This window comes from Anaerolineales bacterium, assembly GCA_003105035.1.
Lineage (GTDB): Bacteria > Chloroflexota > Anaerolineae > Anaerolineales > UBA4823 > FEB-25.
In genome coordinates this window covers 58330-75489 of sequence record PQAL01000029.1, presented here as the reverse complement: position 1 = coordinate 75489, position 17160 = coordinate 58330, and the positions used below count along the sequence as shown (strand labels likewise).

34 protein-coding genes are annotated in these 17160 nt (G+C 53.2%); all 34 read left to right on the top strand.

Annotated features, from left to right (window positions below; all coding sequences use genetic code 11):
• A partial coding sequence (tuf, locus tag C3F13_12625) for an elongation factor Tu (protein PWB52118.1) occupies nt 1-141 on the top strand: 141 nt, incomplete at its 5' end.
• A gap of 24 nt (nt 142-165) precedes the next feature.
• Complete coding sequence (locus C3F13_12620) at nt 166-474, top strand: 30S ribosomal protein S10 (GenBank protein PWB52114.1); 309 nt, start codon at nt 166-168, stop codon at nt 472-474.
• A gap of 217 nt (nt 475-691) precedes the next feature.
• A complete protein-coding gene (locus tag C3F13_12615; protein ID PWB52113.1) occupies nt 692-1321 on the top strand; it encodes a 50S ribosomal protein L3 in 630 nt (209 codons plus the stop codon).
• A 43-nt stretch (nt 1322-1364) separates the two neighbouring features.
• A complete protein-coding gene (locus C3F13_12610) occupies nt 1365-1994 on the top strand; it encodes a 50S ribosomal protein L4 (protein PWB52112.1) in 630 nt (209 codons plus the stop codon).
• Between the two features lie 13 nt (nt 1995-2007).
• Complete coding sequence (locus C3F13_12605) at nt 2008-2310, top strand: 50S ribosomal protein L23 (protein PWB52111.1); 303 nt, start codon at nt 2008-2010, stop codon at nt 2308-2310.
• Complete coding sequence (locus C3F13_12600) at nt 2310-3146, top strand: 50S ribosomal protein L2 (protein ID PWB52110.1); 837 nt, start codon at nt 2310-2312, stop codon at nt 3144-3146. The genes C3F13_12605 and C3F13_12600 overlap by 1 nt, the downstream gene beginning before the upstream one ends.
• Before the next feature lie 25 nt (nt 3147-3171).
• Nucleotides 3172-3456 (top strand): 30S ribosomal protein S19, encoded by a 285-nt coding sequence (locus C3F13_12595; GenBank protein PWB52109.1) that lies wholly within the window; start codon nt 3172-3174, stop codon nt 3454-3456.
• Nucleotides 3457-3459: 3 nt separating this feature from the next.
• Nucleotides 3460-3810, top strand: coding sequence for a 50S ribosomal protein L22 (locus C3F13_12590; GenBank protein ID PWB52108.1), 351 nt, complete (start codon nt 3460-3462; stop codon nt 3808-3810).
• Between the two features lie 8 nt (nt 3811-3818).
• Nucleotides 3819-4496 (top strand): 30S ribosomal protein S3, encoded by a 678-nt coding sequence (locus C3F13_12585; protein ID PWB52107.1) that lies wholly within the window; start codon nt 3819-3821, stop codon nt 4494-4496.
• A gap of 14 nt (nt 4497-4510) precedes the next feature.
• On the top strand, nt 4511-4945 hold the full coding sequence (locus C3F13_12580; GenBank protein ID PWB52106.1) for a 50S ribosomal protein L16: 435 nt from the start codon (nt 4511-4513) through the stop codon (nt 4943-4945).
• On the top strand, nt 4942-5157 hold the full coding sequence (locus C3F13_12575) for a 50S ribosomal protein L29 (protein ID PWB52105.1): 216 nt from the start codon (nt 4942-4944) through the stop codon (nt 5155-5157). The genes C3F13_12580 and C3F13_12575 overlap by 4 nt, the downstream gene beginning before the upstream one ends.
• Nucleotides 5150-5422 carry a 30S ribosomal protein S17 gene (locus C3F13_12570; GenBank protein PWB52104.1) on the top strand — a complete coding sequence of 91 codons (273 nt, stop codon included), beginning with the start codon at nt 5150-5152 and terminating at the stop codon, nt 5420-5422. Before C3F13_12575 ends, C3F13_12570 begins: the two co-directional genes overlap by 8 nt.
• A gap of 2 nt (nt 5423-5424) precedes the next feature.
• Nucleotides 5425-5796: a 50S ribosomal protein L14 gene (locus C3F13_12565; protein ID PWB52103.1), complete on the top strand. Its 372-nt coding sequence runs from the start codon at nt 5425-5427 to the stop codon at nt 5794-5796.
• 25 nt (nt 5797-5821) lie between these two features.
• Nucleotides 5822-6151 carry a 50S ribosomal protein L24 gene (locus C3F13_12560; GenBank protein PWB52102.1) on the top strand — a complete coding sequence of 110 codons (330 nt, stop codon included), beginning with the start codon at nt 5822-5824 and terminating at the stop codon, nt 6149-6151.
• A 21-nt stretch (nt 6152-6172) separates the two neighbouring features.
• A complete protein-coding gene (locus C3F13_12555; protein PWB52101.1) occupies nt 6173-6724 on the top strand; it encodes a 50S ribosomal protein L5 in 552 nt (183 codons plus the stop codon).
• On the top strand, nt 6724-6906 hold the full coding sequence (locus tag C3F13_12550; protein ID PWB52100.1) for a type Z 30S ribosomal protein S14: 183 nt from the start codon (nt 6724-6726) through the stop codon (nt 6904-6906). Before C3F13_12555 ends, C3F13_12550 begins: the two co-directional genes overlap by 1 nt.
• A gap of 18 nt (nt 6907-6924) precedes the next feature.
• Nucleotides 6925-7341 (top strand): 30S ribosomal protein S8, encoded by a 417-nt coding sequence (locus C3F13_12545; GenBank protein PWB52099.1) that lies wholly within the window; start codon nt 6925-6927, stop codon nt 7339-7341.
• Between the two features lie 10 nt (nt 7342-7351).
• Nucleotides 7352-7894 carry a 50S ribosomal protein L6 gene (locus C3F13_12540; protein ID PWB52098.1) on the top strand — a complete coding sequence of 181 codons (543 nt, stop codon included), beginning with the start codon at nt 7352-7354 and terminating at the stop codon, nt 7892-7894.
• A 4-nt stretch (nt 7895-7898) separates the two neighbouring features.
• Nucleotides 7899-8270, top strand: coding sequence for a 50S ribosomal protein L18 (locus C3F13_12535; protein PWB52097.1), 372 nt, complete (start codon nt 7899-7901; stop codon nt 8268-8270).
• Between the two features lie 23 nt (nt 8271-8293).
• Nucleotides 8294-8827: a 30S ribosomal protein S5 gene (locus C3F13_12530; protein ID PWB52096.1), complete on the top strand. Its 534-nt coding sequence runs from the start codon at nt 8294-8296 to the stop codon at nt 8825-8827.
• Complete coding sequence (locus C3F13_12525; protein PWB52095.1) at nt 8820-9023, top strand: 50S ribosomal protein L30; 204 nt, start codon at nt 8820-8822, stop codon at nt 9021-9023. The genes C3F13_12530 and C3F13_12525 overlap by 8 nt, the downstream gene beginning before the upstream one ends.
• A complete protein-coding gene (locus C3F13_12520; protein ID PWB52094.1) occupies nt 9024-9479 on the top strand; it encodes a 50S ribosomal protein L15 in 456 nt (151 codons plus the stop codon).
• A 24-nt stretch (nt 9480-9503) separates the two neighbouring features.
• The gene (gene secY / locus C3F13_12515) at nt 9504-10847 is read left to right on the top strand and encodes a preprotein translocase subunit SecY (protein PWB52093.1); all 1344 of its coding nucleotides are present in this window, start codon (nt 9504-9506) and stop codon (nt 10845-10847) included.
• Nucleotides 10848-10856: 9 nt separating this feature from the next.
• A complete protein-coding gene (locus tag C3F13_12510) occupies nt 10857-11510 on the top strand; it encodes an adenylate kinase (protein PWB52092.1) in 654 nt (217 codons plus the stop codon).
• 4 nt (nt 11511-11514) lie between these two features.
• Nucleotides 11515-12285, top strand: a complete 771-nt coding sequence (gene map, locus C3F13_12505; protein ID PWB52091.1) for a type I methionyl aminopeptidase — start codon at nt 11515-11517, stop codon at nt 12283-12285.
• 86 nt (nt 12286-12371) lie between these two features.
• Entirely contained in the window at nt 12372-12485 is a 114-nt protein-coding gene (locus C3F13_12500) for a 50S ribosomal protein L36 (protein PWB52090.1), read from the top strand.
• 5 nt (nt 12486-12490) lie between these two features.
• Entirely contained in the window at nt 12491-12880 is a 390-nt protein-coding gene (locus C3F13_12495) for a 30S ribosomal protein S13 (protein PWB52089.1), read from the top strand.
• A gap of 22 nt (nt 12881-12902) precedes the next feature.
• Complete coding sequence (locus C3F13_12490; GenBank protein ID PWB52088.1) at nt 12903-13304, top strand: 30S ribosomal protein S11; 402 nt, start codon at nt 12903-12905, stop codon at nt 13302-13304.
• 33 nt (nt 13305-13337) lie between these two features.
• On the top strand, nt 13338-13976 hold the full coding sequence (locus C3F13_12485; GenBank protein PWB52087.1) for a 30S ribosomal protein S4: 639 nt from the start codon (nt 13338-13340) through the stop codon (nt 13974-13976).
• 26 nt (nt 13977-14002) lie between these two features.
• The gene (locus C3F13_12480) at nt 14003-14974 is read left to right on the top strand and encodes a DNA-directed RNA polymerase subunit alpha (GenBank protein PWB52086.1); all 972 of its coding nucleotides are present in this window, start codon (nt 14003-14005) and stop codon (nt 14972-14974) included.
• 6 nt (nt 14975-14980) lie between these two features.
• Nucleotides 14981-15358, top strand: coding sequence for a 50S ribosomal protein L17 (locus C3F13_12475; GenBank protein PWB52085.1), 378 nt, complete (start codon nt 14981-14983; stop codon nt 15356-15358).
• 67 nt (nt 15359-15425) lie between these two features.
• Nucleotides 15426-16232 carry a tRNA pseudouridine(38-40) synthase TruA gene (truA, locus tag C3F13_12470; GenBank protein PWB52084.1) on the top strand — a complete coding sequence of 269 codons (807 nt, stop codon included), beginning with the start codon at nt 15426-15428 and terminating at the stop codon, nt 16230-16232.
• A 63-nt stretch (nt 16233-16295) separates the two neighbouring features.
• Complete coding sequence (locus tag C3F13_12465; protein ID PWB52083.1) at nt 16296-16724, top strand: 50S ribosomal protein L13; 429 nt, start codon at nt 16296-16298, stop codon at nt 16722-16724.
• Nucleotides 16725-16747: 23 nt separating this feature from the next.
• The gene (locus C3F13_12460; GenBank protein PWB52082.1) at nt 16748-17143 is read left to right on the top strand and encodes a 30S ribosomal protein S9; all 396 of its coding nucleotides are present in this window, start codon (nt 16748-16750) and stop codon (nt 17141-17143) included.
• The last annotated feature ends 17 nt before the right edge of the window (nt 17144-17160 follow it).

Here is a 17160-nt window from a genome sequence, read left to right as displayed (position 1 = left end):
GAGATGGTGATGCCGGGCGACAATGTGAACCTGGAAGTGGAGCTGATCGTGCCGGTGGCGTTGGAGCAAGGCTCCAAGTTCGCCATCCGTGAAGGCGGCCTGACCGTCGGCGCAGGTGTGATCACCAAGATCATCGCATAACTTAGAATTATTGGAATAAAAAACATGGCAAAACAAAAAATCCGTATTCGTCTAAAGGCTTATGATCACCGCGTGCTGGATCAATCTGCGAAACGCATCGTTGAGACCGCTGAGCGCACGGGTGCCAGAGTAGTTGGTCCTGTACCCTTGCCAACTAAGAAAGAAAGGTTTACAATTCGGCGCTCGACATTCATCGATAAAGATTCACACGAGCATTTTGAAATCCGCACACATAACCGATTGATCGATGTCCTGGATCCAGATTCCAAGACCATTGATATGCTCATGCGATTGAACCTTCCGGCGGGTGTGGACATTGAAATAAAAATTTAGGATTACCGCCTTCAACGGCGGGTGCAAGTTGGTGAGCACAAATAAGTTCTCCAACACGCCCGCTGCACGATGGTGGCAGTGTAAGAGCGGTTCTACACGCGAGCGCACATACCCGATGCTCCACGGTGGACCGGTTGACTGCACTGCGGTCAGGGATGATGCAGCCATGCCCAGGCTGACAGTCCCGAATAATTATGTAAGTTAGGAGAAAACCGAGATGTTAAAAGGGCTAATTGGAAAGAAAATTGGCATGACCCAGATTTTCGTAGAAGGCCGGGCGTTACCGGTCACTCTCATCGAAGCTGGGCCGTGCTACGTTACACAGGTTCGCCTCCCCGATAAAGATGGCTACTCAGCAGTACAGCTGGGTTTTGATGAAGTGAGGCCAAAGACCCTGACCGGTGGCGAGTTGGGACACCTCAAACGCAACTCCCTCCCCCCTTTACGCTTTTTACGCGAATTTCGTGTAAAAAATCCCGAAGTTTCTGAAGGTAATCAAATCATTGTGGACCAGGTTTTCTCAACTGGTGAATTTGTTGACATCGTCGGCACCAGTAAAGGACGTGGTTTCCAGGGTGGTGTGAAACGCTATCATTTCAAAGGTCATCATAAGACCCATGGTACATCCGATCGTGAGCGCGCTCCTGGTTCACGCGGTTCCACTACCACCCCAGGTCGTGTGTATAAGGGTGCCCGTGGTCCTGGTCATATGGGCAATCGCCGGATCACCACCCAAAACCTCAAGGTTGTTCTGGTGGATAAGGAACGCAACCTGATTGGCGTCAATGGCGCTGTACCCGGTGCCAGGGGCAGCATTGTGGAAATCAAGGAAACCCGGAAGCAGTAGCCCGATTGCGGCTCTGGTCCTCTTTTCTGTGGAGAATAAGATTATGGAAGTTGATGTCGTAAACATGGAAGGTGAAAAAATCCGCACGGTCGAGCTTCCGGCGCAGATTTTTGAAGCCCCAATTAACATTGATTTGATGCATCAGGCATTCGTACGGCAGATGGCCAATGCTCGCCTTGGAACCCACAGCACGAAGACTCGCAGCGAGGTTTCAGGCGGTGGCAAGAAGCCCTGGAAGCAAAAAGGCACTGGTCGGGCACGCCAGGGATCAACTCGTGCCGCCCAGTGGGTAGGTGGCGGTAAAGTTCACACCCCGAAACCCCGCGATTATTCCTTACCCATGCCACGCAAGATGCGCCAGGCAGCCTTGCGCTCAGCGCTTTCTGTCCGGGCTTCCGAAAAAGCCATTGTGGTGGTGGACGAGTTATCCCTGGTTGAACCCAAGACAAAGCTGATGGCCCAGGTGATGACAAAGCTGGTTGGCAGTGAAACCGCGGTCATCCTCATCCCCGAGAAAAACCCAGCCTACGAAACCATCATCCGCTCAGCCAGCAATCTGGCAGATACGAAAACTATGCTGGCAAATTATTTGAACATTCGCGACCTGCTCAGTTATGACAAGATCGTCCTACCTGTGCAATCGCTGGATGTCATCGCAGCCCATTTAGGGTAGACAGGAGTCATTCATGACCACAATCTACGATGTCCTGCGCCGACCAATTGTCACTGAGAAGTCGAACTTTCAGAATGCCAACCTGCACCAGTACACATTCGAGGTTACCAGCGATGCAACCAAGGGATTAATCAAGGATGCAGTCGAAACCCTTTTTGATGTGGAAGTTATACGGGTAAATCTAATTAATGTATCCCCCAAGCGCACCCGCCGGTGGAAAAGCCGCCGTGTGATGGTTCGCCGCAGTGGTTACAAGAAAGCCATTATCACGCTGGCAACCGGTGACACCATTGATATGTTTGAAGGAGTTAAGTAATGGCCGTAAAGAAATATAAGCCGGTAACTCCCTCCCTGCGCGGAATGACCGGTTATTCATTTGAAGAAATTACTAAATCCACACCCGAGCGGTCGTTGATCATCGACAAGCACAAGCATGCTGGTCGTGACACCACTGGCCGTGTGTCAGTTCGCCATCGTGGTGGTGGCAACCGCAGGCACATCCGCATTGTTGATTTCAAACGCGAGAAATTTGGCATTCCTGCCAAAGTGTCTGCGATTGAATACGATCCAAACCGCACCGCCCGCCTGGCATTGTTGTTCTATACCGATGGCGAGAAGCGTTATATCATCGCTCCCCTTGATCTGAAGGTTGGTGATGTGGTCATGTCAGGTCCTACTGCTGAAGTGAGACCCGGTAACAGCTTGCCGATTGCCAATATCCCGGTTGGTACGCTCATCCACAATCTTGAGCTAAAAGAAGGCCGGGGTGGTCAGCTTGTCCGATCAGCCGGTGGAGCTGCTCAACTGTTGGCTAAAGAAGGTGACTTTGCCCAGATCCGCATGCCATCAGGCGAAGTCCGCCTGATCCGCCAGACTTGCTTTGCCACCGTTGGGCAGGTCGGTAACCTGGATCACAGTAATATCAAACTCGGCAAAGCTGGTCGCAAGCGTAATATGGGCATCCGTCCAACCGTGCGTGGCACAGCCATGAGCCCCCGCGATCACCCCCATGGTGGTGGTGAAGGACGCCAACCTACTGGTATGCCCGGCCCGAAGAGCCCGTGGGGTCGGCCAACCCGAGGTTATAAGACCCGTCGTAATAAATTGTCGGATCAATATATTATCCGCAAGCGCGGCAAGAGCCGCAGGTAGTCCATCGTAACCAGGAGTCGAGAATATGGGACGATCTCTGAAAAAAGGGCCCTTTGTGGCACCGAAATTACTCAAGAAAATTGAAGCCATGAACGAACGTGGCGAGAAGAAAGTCATCCGCACCTGGAGTCGCGCCAGCACCATCTTCCCGCAGATGGTTGGGCATACCGTGGCAGTCCATGACGGTCGTCGGCATGTACCCATCTACATCACCGAGAATATGGTAGGGCATCGCCTGGGTGAGTTTGCCCCCACCCGCACTTTTCGCGGTCATGTGACTGCTGAAAAGAAAGTGAAGAAAGGGGAATAATCCATGCCTTCCCATGATATTCGCGCCCAGGCCATGGATACCAATATCTCTGCCCAGAAGGCCCGCCTTGTGGTGGATGCTGTACGCGGCAAGGATGTTGTCCAGGCCATGACCATGTTGAAATTCATGCCGAATTACGCAGCCCGGCCAGTTTCCAAGCTACTTGCATCAGCTGTCGCCAACGCCGAAGAAAATTTCGGCGTCAGCCGTGATGACCTGTTCGTATACCGAATTTATGCTGATGAAGCACCCACCCGCAAATGGCGCCGTTTTGGCCCGCGCGGCAGATTTATGCCCTGGTTACGTCGCTCATCTCATCTAACCGTCATCCTGCGTGAGCGGGAAGGAAAGTAGGAGCTTTTATGGGTCGCAAAGTAAATCCGATTGGCTTTCGCCTTAAGATCAACAAAACCTGGGAAGGGCGCTGGTACGCCGAAGGTAAGGAATACGTCGACCAGCTGCACCAGGATTTCGAGCTACGTAACCTGGTCCGCAAGGAAGCTTCCCGTGCTGGAGTATCGCGCATCGAGATTGAGCGCTTCCCTGGGAAGGTAAAAATTGTCGTCAACACCGCTAAACCCGGTGTGCTGATCGGCCGCAAAGGTGAGAGCGTCAAGATCCTACGCCAACACCTGGAAGCCATCGTCGGCAAGAAGATCGATCTGGAGATCAAGGAGATCAAGAGCCCTGATCTGGATGCCTACCTGGTGGCACACAATATCGCCGAACAGCTTGAACGGCGCATCAGCTACCAGCGCGCCATGAAGCGCGCCATCCAGCAGGCCATTCGCCAGGGTGCTGAAGGCATCCGCGTGGAAGTCGGTGGTCGCCTGAGCGGAGCAGAAATGGCACGTGTGGTGAATATGCGTGAAGGTCGTGTACCGCGCGCCACCCTGCGTGCCGACATTGATTATCACCAGACCCAGGCACTGACCACTTATGGTCGCATCGGTGTCAAGGTTTGGATTTATCGTGGTGAATTATTGCCGACGGTCGAAGAGCAGGTTGAATCGACTGAGGGTGTATACGTAAGTGAGTAGTGAGGGTATTTACCATGCTCATGCCTAAAAGAGTAAAGTATCGCAAGCAAATGCGCGGTCGCATGAAGGGCACCGAGCTGCGCGGCGCTGACGTCCATTTTGGAGACTTCGGCCTGCAAGCTCTGGAACCCGGTTGGGTCACTGCGCGACAGATCGAAGCTGCCCGTCGGGCGATCATGCACGCCCTGAAGCGGCGCGGTAAGGTGTGGATCCGCATCTTCCCCGACAAGCCCTACACCCAGAAACCTGCCGAAACCCGCATGGGTAAAGGCAAGGGAAATGTCGAATACTGGGTAGCAGTGGTCAAACCGGGACGCGTCATGTTTGAGGTTGGTGGTGGGCTCCCAGAAGATGAGGCCCGTCAAGCTTTACGTCTGGCACAATTCAAGCTGGCGATTAAGACTAAAGTTGTCGGTCGCCACGACCGTGTTGCCGGAGGTGAACAATGAAAATTCACGAGGTCAGAAATTTATCCACCGAGGCCCTCGAAGCCAAGCTCAACGATACCCGGGAAGAGCTGATGAAGCTGCGCTTCCAGCTAACCTCAGGTGAGCTGAGTGACTTCACCCGCCTGCGCCAGACCCGGCGCATCATTGCCCGTCTGGCAACCGTTTTAAATGAGCGCCAGCGAAATCCTGAAAGCGAGGAGAACCATGAATAATCGCCGACGAATCATTGGTTTTGTAACCAGTAATGCCATGCAGAAGACGGTGGTAGTGGAGATTTCACGAACTTACCGCCATCCTCTCTACAAAAAAGTGGTCAACAGCCGCAAGCGCGTGATGGCTCATGATGAGCTGGGTTGCCAGGTTGGAGATCAAGTCCAAATTGTTGAAAGCCGCCCTATCTCCAAGAACAAGTGCTGGGTTGTTGAACAAATCCTACGGCACTCGGTTGGTGGTGGTGAGAGTAGCCCGGAGGCATAGCCATGATCCAACAAGAGACCGTGGTCAAGGTTGCAGATAATACCGGCGGGCGTTCCCTGCTCGTGATCCACGTCATGGGCGGGTCAAGGCGTCGCTATGGTCGCGTGGGTGACATTGTGGTCGGCGCGATCCAGGAAGCCTCTCCGCAGGGCAGTGTCAAGAAAAGCGAAGTAGTTAAGGCTGTGATCGTGCGCTGTGCCAAGGAGTGGCGCCGGGATGATGGTTCCTATATTCGCTTCGACGATAATGCTGCAGTCATCCTGGACACCGATGGGCAAAACCCCAAAGGCACCCGCATCTTCGGCCCTGTGGCACGTGAGCTGCGAGAAAAAGGATTTATGCGAATCGTATCATTGGCACCAGAGGTCCTTTAACGGGTTTGGTGCAGGAGTATAAGCTGTGAGAGTAAAAATTCGTAAAGACGATACCGTTGAAGTGATCAGCGGCCGTGAAGCTGATAAAGGCAGGCGCGGCAAGGTGATCAAAGTCCTTCCAGATGAAGGCAAGGTGGTCATTGCTGGCATCAATGTACGCAAGAAACACCAGAAGCAGGTTCAATCCCAGGGCCGCACTCTTAAACCCGGGATCATCGAATTTGAAGGTCCCATTGCCATCGGCAATGTCATGTTAGTTTGCCCCAAGTGCGATAACCCGGTGCGCGTTGGTATCCAGCGAGAAGATGACGAGAGCAAGCGCATCTGCAAGAATTGTGGGGCGGTGATTGAATAATCACCATTGTGGAGCGATACGATGACTCATTATTTAAAAGAACGATATCAGAATGAAATTGCACCTGCCCTCGAGATGGCGATCGGCACAGATAACGTTATGCAGATCCCGCGCGTCACTAAAGTGGTGGTGAATATCGGTGTGGGTGAAGCCCTGGATAATGCCAAGGCGCTCGAAGCGGCAGTAGCAGACTTGCAGCTGATCACCGGTCAGAAGCCGATCATCACAAAAGCCAAGAAAAGCATCGCCAACTTCAAGCTGCGCGAAGGCCGCCAGATCGGCGTAAAAGTTACTTTACGCGGCGACAGAATGTGGTCATTCCTAGATCGGCTGATGAATGTCGCCCTGCCCCGCGTGCGTGATTTTCGTGGTATTTCACCCAATGCCTTTGATGGCCGTGGCAATTATACGCTCGGGCTGCGCGAACAGCTGGTGTTCCCAGAGATCGAGTATGACAAGATTGATAAATTACGCGGTTTGGAAATATCCATTGTTACGACAGCGCGTAATGATGACGAATCCAGGCAGCTGCTTCAAATGCTAGGCATGCCGTTTCGGAAGGAAGGAAACTAATGGCGAAAACTTGCATGAAATACCGTGAAATGCGCCGGAAATATCCTACCCGTGTGCGCAATCGCTGCAAAATTTGTGGACGCCCGCGTGGTTATATCCGCCGTTTTGGGATGTGTCGTATCTGTTTTCGCGAACAGGCCCTTGAAGGCAAAATCCCTGGCGTTGTGAAGTCATCCTGGTAACGGGCGGAGGAAAAGAACATGTCTGTTTCAGATCCAATCTCTGATATGCTCACACGCATTCGCAATGCTGTGTTGGCTGAACACACCACTGTAGCTCTGCCAAATTCTAAAATGAAATCTGCCATTGCGCAGATCTTGAAGGAAGAAGGCTATATCAGTGGTTATGAAGTTGTTGATGATTCAAAGCGACCTGCACAAAAGGTCTTACGCATTCGCTTGAAATACGTGGGCGAACGCCGTGAGCGTCGTGCAGTCATCACAGGTCTGGAGCGCATCAGCCGCCCCGGAGGCCGGGTCTATACTGGAAAGCAGGAGATCCCCTATGTGCTCTCCGGGATGGGTGTCGCCATCCTGTCCACGCCGAAAGGCGTCATGACCGGCCAGCGCGCTCGCCAGCTTGGTGTTGGCGGCGAGATCCTGTGCAAGGTTTGGTAAGGAGGCCGGGATGTCAAGAATAGGTCGTCTGCCAATAACGGTTCCTCCCCAGGTGGAGGTGACCATCCAGGGCAACAATATCAAGGTAAAAGGCCCAAAAGGCAACCTTGAATACACATTCCCTGCGGATGTGTCATTCGCCCTGGAAAATGGCGTCATTAATGTAAAACGTCCTTCCGATGCCAGGGCACATCGTGCCCTGCATGGCACCACGCGTGCCCTGATTAATAATATGGTTACGGGTGTCAGCACTGGCTTTCAGAAGATTTTAGAGATCAACGGTGTTGGATATCGAGCAGAAGTACAGGGGAAGAACCTGGTGATGAACCTGGGTTATTCCCACCCCATTGTCGTTGAGCCTCCTGATGGAATTACCTTTGAGACCGATGCAAAAACGCGCCAGATCAAGGTACTAGGCCCGGATAAGCAACAGGTTGGTCAGCTGGCAGATTTCATACGCAAACAACGCCCACCTGAACCATACCTCGGCAAGGGTATTAAATATTTGGATGAGAAGATCCGCCGCAAGGCTGGGAAATCTGGTAAGGGATAAGATTATGGCAAGCAATCAAAAAACACGTTCTGCAGCACGCAACCGCCGCCATACACGCGTACGCCAGTCGGTAATCGGCACCCCCGAACGACCGCGCTTGAGTGTATTTCGCAGCCTGAGCGGCATCTATGCCCAGGTCATCGATGACGTGGCGGGGAACACCCTGGCGTCTGCCTCCACGATTGATCCAGCGCTACGCGAACAGGTGAAGGGGCTGAAGCAAGCCGAAAAGGCACGCCTGGTTGGTAAAACATTGGCTGAACGCGCCGTCAATAAGGGCATCCAGGTCGTTGCATTCGATCGGGGTGGTTACAAGTACATCGGGCGTGTCAAAGCATTGGCAGAAGGTGCGCGCGAGGGCGGCCTGAAGTTCTAATCCCTTCGCATATGGAGAAAAGTATGACAGACTATCCAACTGCAGAATACGAACTACAAGAATACGACGAGCGCGTGATCGAGATCGGGCGTGTGGCCAAAGTCGTCCAGGGTGGGCGCCGTTTCTCTTTCCGGGTCACTGTGGTCGTTGGAGATAACAATGGCAGCGTGGGGATCGGTGTAGGTAAAGCCAATACCGTCCCAGATGCGATGCGTAAAGCCTCCGAGAAGGCCCATCGCAATATGCACAAAGTCTGGCTTTTTGGCAGGACCATTCCACACGAGGTGCTCGGGCGGGTGAGCGGTGCCGAAGTGCTGCTCAAGCCGGCTTCCCCGGGAACAGGTGTAATCGCCGCTGGTGGTGTGCGTGCCGTCCTTGAAGCCGCGGGTGTCCATGATATCCTGACCAAAAGTCTGCGGAGCAGCAACCTGTTGAATGTGGTTTACGCCACCATGCAAGCCTTGGATTCGTTGAAATCTCCCAAAGAAGAAGCTGCCCGCCGTGGAAAAGACATCAAGGATGTGACACCCTTCTGGGATCGGAGGAAAAATGCCTGAAAAGAAAGCTCCCAAGGAAAAAATCGTCCGAGTCACATTAGTCCACAGCGCGATTGGGTATTCCAAAGAACATAAAGCCGCAGTAAAGGCTTTGGGGTTCAAGCATTTACACCAGACCGTGGAACACGTTGATACACCTACCCTCAGAGGTATGCTGTACAAGGTTGCCCATTTGGTCGTGGTGGAGGAAGTATAAATGAAACTACATGATCTAAAACCTCAGGATGGGTCAAAAAAGAAAGGCATCCGCGTTGGACGCGGCACATCTGGACGCCGTGGGAAGACTGCTGGACGGGGTACCAAGGGCCAAGGCGCACGCGCTGGAAAACCGGTACGCCTGTACAACCAGGGTGGCAACCTGCCTTTTTACCGCCGCCTGCCGTTCAAACGTGGCGAAGGTTTCACCCCAGTCAACCAGACTGAGTACAACGAAATCAACCTGGATCAGCTGGTTAAATTCCCAGCTGGAACTGAAATAAATCCTGGCTCGCTTGCTGAAGCTCAGCTTTTACGCAACCCTGCCAATCCGGTTGTCATCATGGGCCGTGGTGAGATCAAAACGGCTTTGAAATTCAATGTTCACCGCATCACTGCCGGTGCAAAGGCGAAGGTTGAAGCTGCTGGTGGTAGCGTAGAGATCATTAAATCGTAAGGTTGATGATAAGGAGCTTATGAGATGAAGCGGTCTGCCTGGCGTTATCTATGGTCAGCACATGATATCCGTAGGAAGCTGTTAATCACTCTCTTGCTGTTGGCTATCTATCGTTTAGCCTGCCACGTGCCTGTCCCTGGCGCCAATAAAGATGTGATGGCCCAGATCCTGGCTTCTGGTGGCGCAGCAGGGAACTTGATTAATATCCTGGACTTGTTGTCTGGCGGTACAGTCTCCCGCTTCTCGGTCCTGGCTATGGGTGTCTATCCGTATATCACCGCCCAAATTATCCTGCAGCTACTCACTCCCATCATCCCTTCCTGGCAGAAGCGTATGGAGGAAGACCCACGCGAAGGCCAGAAGTGGCAGGAGCGATGGACATACTATCTGGCGGTACCTATGGCAGCCTTGCAAGCCATCGGTCAGGTGAACATATTCAATAACTCTGCCGTCCAGATTGGTCTATCCCCAGTGATCGCCAATTTCGGGTTCAGCAATTTGCTACCATCGCTGACGATCGTGGTCAGTATGACCGCTGGAACCATGTTTGCCATCTGGCTGGGAGAGCTGATCTCTGAGTTTGGTCTACGAAACCAGGGACTCTCGCTGATCATCTTTGCAGGCATCGTTGCCCGTATTCCGGCGACGATCCAGGGCATCTACGCTGATCAAACCACGCGTTGGATCGGCCTGTTCTTCATGCTGGTTTTGAGCGCCATCACCATCTTTGCCATCGTGGTCGTCCAGCAAGGTCGGCGTAATGTGCCGGTCATGTATCCTGGGCGCCGGATGGGTGCTCGCATGTCCATGCCGGTGAAAGGCACATTACCCCTGATGGTCAATATGGCCGGAATGATCCCCATCATCTTCGCCCAGTCGTTATTGACTTTCCCGTCCATCATCGCCAGTTTCTTTACCGCTTCCAAAAATACGACGATTGCTAGTTTCGCCAACAGTATCGTTAATCTGTTCGGTGGCACTGGCAATGGCTATTGGATCATGTACTTCTTCATGGTGGTATTCTTCTCCTTCTTCTATACAGACGTGCTGTTTGCCCAGCAGAACTACGGAGAAAACCTGAAGAAAGTCGGAGCCCAGATCCCCGGTGTGGCACGTGGCGCCCCTACCCAGAAGTACCTGACGCGTGTGCTGCGTCGCATCACCCTGCCCGGTGCTGTGTTCCTGGGAGTGATCGCCGTACTTCCCTGGTTGGTTGGCCTGGTCGTGCCATGGGGTAAGAACACCGGTTTGCTGCTCACTTCCTCATCCGGTCTGCTGATCGTGGTTGGTGTGGTACGCGATGTGTTCTTCAACATCGATGCGGACCTCAAGCTGCACGGCTATGATGACTCGTTGCTGGTGAGGTAAGCAGGCAGCATGTCCAGGTACATTGTCCTTCTCGGTCCCCCTGGTGCGGGGAAAGGTACACAAGCTGAAGCGATTTCAGCCCGGTTGAACCTACCGCACATCTCTTCGGGAGATATCTTCAGGGAAAACTTAAAGAACCAGACCGAGCTGGGAAAAATGGCTGCTGTGTACATTAACAAAGGCGAGCTTGTGCCTGATGACGTGACGATTGCCATGATCAAGGAACGCTTATCACGCCCCGATTGCTCCAATGGAGCTCTGTTGGATGGCTTTCCACGCACACCTATCCAGGCCGATGCTCTGGCAGCCATGTTGGTTGAAATCGGTGGGCAGGTTGAGCATGTACCATACATCTGCGTGCCTGAAGATGTGTTGATTGAGCGTCTGACAGGCCGCTGGACGTGCCGTCAGGTTGGACATGTATTTCATGAAAAACACAATCCCCCAAAACAGGCTGGGATATGTGATTTCGATGGTTCTGAGTTGTATCAACGCGAAGATGATAAATCTGATACCGTGAAACGTCGCATTCGCGTCTATCTCGAACAGACTCAGCCATTAATTGACTATTATCAAAAGCACGGTGTGCTTGTTGAAATAGATGGTAAGAAACCAATTGAGCAGGTATCCAAAGACTTGCTCGTGGCGTTAGAAGGAAATTAACGTAATGAGTTGGGAACGTAACATTGTGATTAAAAGCCCCCAGGAAATCGCTGCGCTGCGTGAAGCAGGTCGCATCAATGCACGGGCTTTGGAAGCTGTTCGCCAGTTGATCCGTCCAGGGGTCACGACCGCAGAGCTGGATGCAGCCGCGGAAGAAGTGATCCGGAAGCATGGAGCTATCCCTACCTTCAAGGGATATCAAGGCCCGTACCCCTACCCGGCGTCAATCTGTGCCAGTATCAATGAACAGCTGGTCCATGGCATACCTGGCAAGCGCAAGTTGCAAGCGGGCGATATCATCTCCATAGATTGCGGCTCAACCTTCGAGGGTTTTGTGGGAGATTCAGCCATCACCGTTGGTGTTGGCGAGCTTTCCCCCGTAGCCCAACGGCTGATCGAAGTTACGGAGCAGGCTCTCTATGTAGGTATTCGCAAAATGCGGGCTGATAACCGGGTTGGTGATGTCTCAGCCGCCATCCAGGAATTTGTGGAAAAGGCAGGTTTTTACGTCACTCGAGAATATACCGGTCATGGCGTTGGCAGGCAGATGCATGAAGGCCCCCAGGTGCCTAATTACGGTACCCCTGGACGAGGCCAGCTGCTCCGCCAAGGCATGACCATCGCCCTCGAACCGATGGTACTGGTCGGCACCTCCCAGACGCGCGTCCTGGCAGATCAATGGACGGTCGTCTCCGCCGATGGCACCCTCACCGCTCATTGGGAGCACTCCGTTGCAATTACGGATGGAGAGCCTCTCATACTGACCTTGCCGTAACTGGTACTGGACGCTATGTGCATGGTCAGGTATAATCAACGCTTTGGCTTCACGGAACTACTTGGCAATCGTTAGGAGTACTATTTATGAAAGTTTCTTCGTCAATTAGAAAACGTTGCTCTAAGTGCAAGGTCGTTAAACGCAAAGGTCGCCTGTATATCATTTGCGATAATCCCAAACATAAGCAACGACAAGGATAGGACTTATGGCAAGAATCGAAGGTGTTGATCTACCACGTAATAAACGGGTTGAAGTCGGCTTGACTTACATCTTTGGCATTGGGGATTCCCACGCTCAAGATATCCTCACGGCTACCGGTGTGAATCCGGATACCCGGGTTAAAGATTTGACCGATGCGGAAGTTGGCCTTCTGCGCGATTTTATCGGCCAGAACTATAAGGTTGAAGGTGACCTTCGCCGGAGCCTTCAAATGAACATCAAACGCTTAATCGAGATTGGCAGTTACCGTGGTCTCCGCCACCGGCGCAATCTGCCGGTTCGAGGCCAGCGCACCCGTACCAACTCACGCACACGCAAGGGTCCTAAGAAGACTGTTGCCGGGCGCGGTCGACGGCGTGGCGCAACAAAGAAATAATAGAAGGTAATAGCGAGGTAATATGGCTCAAACTTCATCAACTGGACGCCGAAAATCCACCCGCAAGACCAAGCGTCTCCTGTCAGCCGGACAGGTGCATATTCTGGCGACTTTCAATAATACGATCGTCACGATCACCGACACATCAGGCAATGCAGTCACCAGCGCTTCTGCAGGTGCCTCGGGCTTCAAGGGCTCTCGCAAGAGCACCCCATATGCAGCCCGTGTGGCTGCTGAAGTAGCGATGAAAAATGCCCAGGCTCTGGGGATGCAGGAAGTGGAAATTTACGTCAAAGGTCCTGGACCTGGTCGCGAGAATGCCATTCGTGCCGTACAGACTTCAGGCATGAAGGTTACTTCGATCACCGATGTGACCCCTGTACCACATAATGGATGCCGGCCTCCGAAAAAGCGCCGTGTTTAATTAGAATTAATCATAAGGAAGAGGTAAGAATTTATGGCAAAGTATCGTGGGCCAGTATGCAAATTGTGCCGGCGAGAAGGTGAAAAACTGTTCCTCAAGGGTGCCCGGTGCTACACACCGAAATGTTCGTTCGAGCGGCGTGGATATCCACCCGGTTTGCACGGCAAGAGCGCCCAGTTTCGCCGTAAGCGAGAATCAGATTATGCACGCCAGCTGCGTGCCAAACAAAAAGCCCGCCGCGTGTATGGTGTTCTGGAACGCCAGTTCCGCCGCTACCACGCTGCAGCGCTAAAACGACGTGGCTTGACCGGTCTGACCATGCTGCAGATCCTTGAGAGCCGGTTGGATAATGTAATTTACCGCCTCGGATACGCAGATAGTCGTGCGAAAGCCCGTCTCCTGGTGACCCATGGACACTTCATTGTCAATGGACGGCGTACAGACGTCCCATCCATGACCGTTGCCATCGGTGATGTTGTTTCCGTCCGCCCCAGCTCACGCAGGAGAACCTACTTCAAAGAGCTGGCAGACCTGGCAGAGGACCGCAATGTACCCAACTGGCTGAGCCGTGATCTCAAAGATCTGGCCGGCACTGTGGTCCGCATGCCTGAGCGTTCGGAAATCGATGCCAACCTTGGCGAGCAACTCATCGTTGAGTATTACTCAAGATAATCCCGGCGCGGGGGAAGAGGTGAACTGTGTTAGGACTAAGTAACATGGTAACGCCGAAGATCGAGCGTGAAGCTGAAGCTCGCAACTACGGCAAGTTCGTCATCAGTCCATTGGAACATGGCTATGGCATCACCCTGGGCAATGCCCTGCGGCGTGTCTTGCTGTCCTCCTTGGACGGTGTAGCAGTGACATCCATCCGCATCGCTGACGTACAGCACGAGTTCAGCGAGATCCCGGGTGTACGCGAGGACGTGATCCGCGTGATGCTGCAGATCAAGCAAATGCGCATGCGTTTACTGGATGTCGATTCCGCCCATCTCCACCTGGCAGTCCAGGGAGATGGCACGGTAACCGCAGCAGATATATCGCCCAATCCGGATGTCGAAGTCGTCAACCCTGAGCTGTACCTGTTCACGGTTGATGACCCGAAAGCCAACCTAGAAATTGATATGACCGTGGAACGCGGCCGGGGCTATTCCCCTGCTGACGATCGAACGGGCCGCCTGCCCATTGGTGAGCTGCCGGTGGATGCCATCTACAGCCCTATCCGGCGGGTGAATTGGGAAGTTAGCTCTGCCCGTGTTGGGCAAAGCACGAATTACGATAGATTAATCCTGGAGATCTGGACTGATGGCACCATCACTCCGGAACATGCCCTGAGCACTTCAGCTAAGATCCTCATTGATCACCTGCGTCATCTGGCAGGAATAAGTGAGGAAACCCTGGCCTCCCTGACGGAAGAAGCAAGCGAAGAGGATCATCTCACTAGTGAGATGATTGAAACCCCAATCGAGAACCTTGATCTCTCGGTGCGGGTATTCAACTCCCTCAAGCGCACCGGGATCACCACCGTTGGTGAAGTCTTGGAACTGCTCGACAAGGGTGAAGAAGCGGTCATGTCAATCCGGAACTTTGGTGAGAAAAGCCTCGACGAATTGCGCTTGAAGATGCGTGAGAAGGGCTATCTCCGAGATCAACCTCAAGACGAAGCGGAGTAATTGGATATGCGACACCGAGTAGCAGGAATAAAATTAGGCCGCAAGAAGGATGTACGCGCTGCACTTCGCCGCACCCTGATCGCGCAACTCCTTGAACACGAGCGAATTGAAACTACCCAGGCTAAAGCCCTGGCAGTGCGTGGACAAACAGAACGCCTGATCACCCTGGCCAAACACGGCATCATGGAAGGCGATGCCAAGATGGTGCACGCCCGCCGGTTGGCAGCTTCCAGGCTGAGCAACCCGAAGGCAGTCACCAAGCTTTTTGATGATATTGCACCCCGTTATGCTGATCGCCTGGGCGGATATACCCGCATTCATAAGCTGGGTCCGCGCCTGGGTGATAATGCAGAGATGGTGCTAATCGAGCTAATCGAAGAATAGATCCTTAAACCAATGGCAGTGAGGCGGGTGGGAACACCACCTCACGACAGATCTCTGTCAGCCATCCATGGAACGTTACCAAGTTATCCTCGCTTACGACGGCTCTCATTACAAGGGCTTTCAGCGGCAGGCACACGCACAAAGCGTGCAGGCAGCGGTTGAAAATGCCCTGCGTAAGCTCAACTGGCAGGGGAAATCGATCCTGGCAGCCGGGCGTACCGATACTGGCGTGCATGCTACGGGTCAGGTGATCGCCTTCGATCTGGATTGGGAGCATGGTTCACAGGAACTGCAGACGGCGTTGAACGCTCATCTGCCAGCAGATGTGGTTGCCAGGGAAATCCGGGCAGTCAGGCGGAGTTTCCATCCCCGCCACGATGCCAGCTGGCGGCGGTACAACTACCGTCTTTACATCGAACCTGTACGCCAGCCGCTGCTTGAGCCCTATGCCTGGCGAATTTGGCCAGCAATTGAGATCAGCCGGTTGAATGAAACCGCCCAATCGCTCATTGGCACTCACGATTATGGTGCTTTCGGCACCCCGCCCCAAGCCGGAGGCAGCACAGTACGGTTGGTCTATGAAGCGAACTGGAAGGAAGAAGCACCTTACCTGGTTTTCGATATCGCCGCCCAGGCTTTCTTGTACCACATGGTACGGCGCATCGTCTTCATGCAGGTGAGTATCGCCCAGGGCAGACTGAGCATCACTGATTTGGAACATGCTCTCAAGAGCAATGCCCATCCAGAGCTCGGTGATGGTCAGCCCCAGAAACCTGGCCAGCGCATGGTGCATGGACTGGCTCCTGCCCAGGGACTGATCCTGGCGGAAGTCCATTACGAAGCAGAGTGCCTGAGGGTGAGTGAGGATAAGTAAATAAAAATAGTGACCAGGAGTTCATCAAACTAAGCTTCTGGCAAAATATTGGAGAAGGATGACGTGCAAAAAACATACGTCCCAAAAAAGAATGAAATAACCAACGAGTGGATCCTGGTTGACGCCAAGGATCAATATCTCGGGCGTCTCGCCACCCAGATTGCCAGCCTCCTGCTTGGCAAGAATAAGCCCAACTTCACACCAGGTGTTGAAACGGGTGATTTTGTTGTGGTGATCAATGCGGAGCAAATCATGGTCACCGGGAATAAGATGGAAGACAAGATGTACTACCATCATAGTGGCTATCCCAGTGGGATCAAGAGCATCAACCTCCGCACTCAGCTGACCAGGCATCCCGATCGCGTCATCCGTAATGCGGTATGGGGAATGCTACCGCACAACAAATTTGGCCGGTCGTTGATCAAGAAGATGAAGGTTTATGCAGGTCCTGAACACCCGCATGCCTCCCAGAACCCAAAGCCGCTGGTGTAGGGCATTTGTAAAAAGGAGTGAGTATGACAGCTCAGTATTATGAAGGAATTGGTCGTCGCAAAGAAAGCACTGCCCGTGTTCGCGTTTCCAGTGGCACTGGCATATTCACCGTCAATCAAAAGACACTGGAAGATTACTTCGGTCGCACCGGCGATGTGGAGACAATCGTCGCTCCCCTGGCGGCTGTTGGTGAAGTCCGTAATGCCCTGGATATTACCGCAACCGTAAACGGCGGTGGGACCACTGGTCAGACGGATGCGGTCATGATGGGCCTGGCCCGAGCCTTGCTGCTCATGAAGCCCGATGCCCGCCCTACCCTGAGAAAAGGTGGCTTTCTAACCCGCGACGCACGTGTTAAAGAGCGCAAGAAACCCGGCCTCAAGCGCGCTCGCAAGGCACCTACCTACACCAAGCGTTAATCCTTTGTTATCCCCAG

Excerpts from the sequence above, each read along its gene's own strand:
- C3F13_12615 (PWB52113.1), top strand. The coding sequence starts at position 692 with ATGTTAAAAGGGCTAATTGGAAAGAAAATTGGCATGACCCAGATTTTC.
- C3F13_12530 (PWB52096.1), top strand. The coding sequence starts at position 8,294 with ATGACAGACTATCCAACTGCAGAATACGAACTACAAGAATACGACGAG.
- C3F13_12555 (PWB52101.1), top strand. The coding sequence starts at position 6,173 with ATGACTCATTATTTAAAAGAACGATATCAGAATGAAATTGCACCTGCC.
- C3F13_12600 (PWB52110.1), top strand. The coding sequence starts at position 2,310 with ATGGCCGTAAAGAAATATAAGCCGGTAACTCCCTCCCTGCGCGGAATG.
- C3F13_12520 (PWB52094.1), top strand. The coding sequence starts at position 9,024 with ATGAAACTACATGATCTAAAACCTCAGGATGGGTCAAAAAAGAAAGGC.
- C3F13_12585 (PWB52107.1), top strand. The coding sequence starts at position 3,819 with ATGGGTCGCAAAGTAAATCCGATTGGCTTTCGCCTTAAGATCAACAAA.
- C3F13_12540 (PWB52098.1), top strand. The coding sequence starts at position 7,352 with ATGTCAAGAATAGGTCGTCTGCCAATAACGGTTCCTCCCCAGGTGGAG.
- C3F13_12570 (PWB52104.1), top strand. The coding sequence starts at position 5,150 with ATGAATAATCGCCGACGAATCATTGGTTTTGTAACCAGTAATGCCATG.
- truA (PWB52084.1), top strand. The coding sequence starts at position 15,426 with ATGGAACGTTACCAAGTTATCCTCGCTTACGACGGCTCTCATTACAAG.
- C3F13_12605 (PWB52111.1), top strand. The coding sequence starts at position 2,008 with ATGACCACAATCTACGATGTCCTGCGCCGACCAATTGTCACTGAGAAG.
- C3F13_12460 (PWB52082.1), top strand. The coding sequence starts at position 16,748 with ATGACAGCTCAGTATTATGAAGGAATTGGTCGTCGCAAAGAAAGCACT.
- C3F13_12620 (PWB52114.1), top strand. The coding sequence starts at position 166 with ATGGCAAAACAAAAAATCCGTATTCGTCTAAAGGCTTATGATCACCGC.
- secY (PWB52093.1), top strand. The coding sequence starts at position 9,504 with ATGAAGCGGTCTGCCTGGCGTTATCTATGGTCAGCACATGATATCCGT.
- C3F13_12545 (PWB52099.1), top strand. The coding sequence starts at position 6,925 with ATGTCTGTTTCAGATCCAATCTCTGATATGCTCACACGCATTCGCAAT.
- C3F13_12510 (PWB52092.1), top strand. The coding sequence starts at position 10,857 with ATGTCCAGGTACATTGTCCTTCTCGGTCCCCCTGGTGCGGGGAAAGGT.
- C3F13_12550 (PWB52100.1), top strand. The coding sequence starts at position 6,724 with ATGGCGAAAACTTGCATGAAATACCGTGAAATGCGCCGGAAATATCCT.
- C3F13_12495 (PWB52089.1), top strand. The coding sequence starts at position 12,491 with ATGGCAAGAATCGAAGGTGTTGATCTACCACGTAATAAACGGGTTGAA.
- C3F13_12610 (PWB52112.1), top strand. The coding sequence starts at position 1,365 with ATGGAAGTTGATGTCGTAAACATGGAAGGTGAAAAAATCCGCACGGTC.
- C3F13_12580 (PWB52106.1), top strand. The coding sequence starts at position 4,511 with ATGCTCATGCCTAAAAGAGTAAAGTATCGCAAGCAAATGCGCGGTCGC.
- C3F13_12575 (PWB52105.1), top strand. The coding sequence starts at position 4,942 with ATGAAAATTCACGAGGTCAGAAATTTATCCACCGAGGCCCTCGAAGCC.
- C3F13_12565 (PWB52103.1), top strand. The coding sequence starts at position 5,425 with ATGATCCAACAAGAGACCGTGGTCAAGGTTGCAGATAATACCGGCGGG.
- C3F13_12490 (PWB52088.1), top strand. The coding sequence starts at position 12,903 with ATGGCTCAAACTTCATCAACTGGACGCCGAAAATCCACCCGCAAGACC.
- C3F13_12535 (PWB52097.1), top strand. The coding sequence starts at position 7,899 with ATGGCAAGCAATCAAAAAACACGTTCTGCAGCACGCAACCGCCGCCAT.
- C3F13_12485 (PWB52087.1), top strand. The coding sequence starts at position 13,338 with ATGGCAAAGTATCGTGGGCCAGTATGCAAATTGTGCCGGCGAGAAGGT.
- C3F13_12595 (PWB52109.1), top strand. The coding sequence starts at position 3,172 with ATGGGACGATCTCTGAAAAAAGGGCCCTTTGTGGCACCGAAATTACTC.
- C3F13_12590 (PWB52108.1), top strand. The coding sequence starts at position 3,460 with ATGCCTTCCCATGATATTCGCGCCCAGGCCATGGATACCAATATCTCT.
- C3F13_12475 (PWB52085.1), top strand. The coding sequence starts at position 14,981 with ATGCGACACCGAGTAGCAGGAATAAAATTAGGCCGCAAGAAGGATGTA.
- C3F13_12500 (PWB52090.1), top strand. The coding sequence starts at position 12,372 with ATGAAAGTTTCTTCGTCAATTAGAAAACGTTGCTCTAAGTGCAAGGTC.
- C3F13_12525 (PWB52095.1), top strand. The coding sequence starts at position 8,820 with ATGCCTGAAAAGAAAGCTCCCAAGGAAAAAATCGTCCGAGTCACATTA.
- map (PWB52091.1), top strand. The coding sequence starts at position 11,515 with ATGAGTTGGGAACGTAACATTGTGATTAAAAGCCCCCAGGAAATCGCT.